The organism is Neisseria sp. P0021.S007, from assembly GCF_051956855.1.
In genome coordinates this window covers 1-633 of the sequence record NZ_JBQCXA010000682.1, presented here as the reverse complement: position 1 = coordinate 633, position 633 = coordinate 1, and the positions used below count along the sequence as shown (strand labels likewise).

The following is a 633-nucleotide window of genomic DNA, read 5'->3' as shown; positions in this document are numbered from 1 at the left end:
ATCCACGGATATGCCGTTGAGAAACCGTCATTATAAATGATGGGGAAAACAATCGGCTTAATTTATGTTAAATATTGCGAGAGAAATCTAATGCTTTTGAATTATATCGAAATAGGGTTGCCCATATATGACCGATAGTCTCATGGTATCGTTCAATTTATGCCAAAGGCCGTCTGAAATGTTCAGACGGCCTTTGTTGCTATTCGGCTTGGCTTTAAGGATAAGCGATATAAGCGTAAGCGGAATGGTTGTGTATCGATTCGAAGTTTTCGCTTTCGACAACAAACGACTCGATGCGTTTGTCGGCAATCAGCGCAGTAGCCACATCGCGAACCATGTCTTCGACAAACTTCGGATTTTCGTACGCTTTTTCCGTTACATACTCCTCGTCAGGGCGTTTGAGCAAGCCGTAGAGCTGGCAGCTTGCTTGCGCTTCGACGTAATCGATGATTTCTTCAATGCCTACATCCGCATTCGCAATCAGACTGACCGTCACATGCGAACGTTGGTTGTGCGCGCCGTATTGGGAAATTTCTTTGGAACACGGACACAATGAAGTAACCGGAACCATTACTTTCAGGCTGTGGCTGTATGTACCGTTTTTGATTTCGCCGGTCAGGGTAACATCATAGT

General features: G+C 44.9%; 1 protein-coding gene. It reads right to left on the bottom strand.

Annotated features, from left to right (window positions below; genetic code table 11):
* Positions 1-214 precede the first annotated feature (214 nt).
* On the bottom strand, positions 215-633 hold a 419-nt coding region (locus ACTHUR_RS15360; protein ID WP_440399496.1), incomplete at its 5' end, for a GTP cyclohydrolase, FolE2/MptA family.